General features: G+C 33.0%; 2 protein-coding genes. Both read right to left on the bottom strand.

Translation table 11 applies throughout. The annotated features are described in order from the left end of the window. Window positions 1-220 precede the first annotated feature (220 nt). Complete coding sequence (locus ACRDEC_RS16945; protein ID WP_431499556.1) at window positions 221-763, bottom strand: hypothetical protein; 543 nt, start codon at window positions 761-763, stop codon at window positions 221-223. Then, window positions 763-1,772: RHS repeat-associated core domain-containing protein (locus ACRDEC_RS16940; RefSeq protein WP_431499555.1), on the bottom strand; the 1,010-nt coding region annotated here is incomplete at its 5' end. The genes ACRDEC_RS16940 and ACRDEC_RS16945, both read right to left, overlap by 1 nt.

The raw sequence follows: 1,772 nt of genomic DNA, 5'->3' as shown, positions 1-1,772 counted from the left end.
AGCTATTTCCTGCTGTACGCTTTATCTTTTTATCTCGTTCCAAAAAACGAGACAAAAAGGATACCGCTGCCATCAGGGCTAGGGGATTTTCTTTTTAATCGATGTTTTCATTTCCAGATTACCACCAAACAAAAAGGACGAGCTTTTTACGGCTCATCCTTGGATATTATGTGTGGGGTGGTGTGCCTCACGAAGCACAAACCGAATCTGGGAATCTGAATTATTCTTTAAACCTTATTGTCTCAAATGCTTTTAACAATTCATTTTGTTCATTTGATTTTAGATTTCTACCAATAATTGTCAATCTATTTTTGTTAATGCTATTAAAATATATCCCTGTTTCGCCTTGACTTTCTTTTTTAGGAATTTTTACTTTTGCAATATGTTTATTGATGGTATCATAATAATAATATTCCTTTAAAAAAGTTCCTTGAGTTTGGTCTATTTCAGGGGTATCAGAAGAGTGAAGCTCTTTAACATCCATTTTAATAGCTTTATATTTTAGTATTTGTTCTTTTGAAAAAACTTTATTTGTTTCCTCAAATTTTTCAGAATATACCCCATAATCACTTAAGATAGTATCACTAGAAGATGTTAAAATTGCATTCATATCAGAATCTATACCTTGGATGTTTATTTTCTTCCAATTTTGAGGAATATCAATTAGATATACGCCCATGTCAATTTTTTTACTTTTGTTAGTACTACAACTTGAAAAAGTTACAGAAATTAATAAACAGATTATTAATGATAGATTTTTCATTATTTTATTTTATTATCTGATAAGAAATTATTTACTTGAGTTTGGATTCTTGTATTATAATTACCTCCGCTTTGAGATTGTGTATATGTCCCATTACCTTGAAGTGGACCAACTTGATTATAAACAGCTTCTCCTCTTTCTTTTGTATTTGTGGTATAAGAGTTATTTACTGTTGGATTCATTAATCCACCATTTGAATGTTCTAACCCTAAATTATGACCTAATTCGTGTGTTGCAGCATTGTTAAATGTATTGTTTTTAATAGTCCCAACTTCTATGGCACTAACTCTTCCGCCTAATTCTCCTAAACCAACAGGGTCTGCTCCCTTACCTGTTTTAGGTATGTCATTTACTAACATCATAACATGGTCATTTTTACCAACATCTTTTAATGAGCTTACCACTTTATAGTCAACAGATACATTTTTTAAATTATCATTCGTTGTAACATCATTCACTCGAAAGTCTTTTTGTGCATTTCCTGAAAATCCTGTTAATTGTACAGTTCCTGATGCTTTAGCGAACATTGTTTTAGACAAGTCTACACCATCAGAATTTACAACAGTTAAAGTCATTTTCATACTCACATCTCTTTGAACATAATGTTTATCACCATGTTTATTTGAGACTTTTGTTACTATATCGTCATCACCATGTCCAACAGGCGCCATTCCATCTGGGTCAATAAAAAACACTGGATTATCAAAACAATAATTATATGGGCTATGTCTTCTCATTTTCTCCGCTAACGGGTCCATATTACTCCAACCAGCTCTTGCAGGGTCGTAAAGTCTACTTCCATAATCATACATATTCAACCCCAGTTCGTCTTGCAGCTCTTTTCCATTAAATTTATAATTATACTTAAAGCTCAAAGGACAACCCACACACGGTGGTTGCATTCCTACTCCGCTGCCAGCCTTGATATACGCTTTTTGGCTCATGTTGTAGTTGGCATGCTTCAACCCAAAAGGATAATAATTATTCTCTTCCATGATCTTGACAGTGC

Source organism: Flavobacterium sp. (assembly GCF_050696275.1).
Classification (GTDB): domain Bacteria; phylum Bacteroidota; class Bacteroidia; order Flavobacteriales; family Flavobacteriaceae; genus Flavobacterium.
Note: the sequence above shows the minus strand (reverse complement) of the source record. Positions and strands in the feature narration are given on the sequence as shown.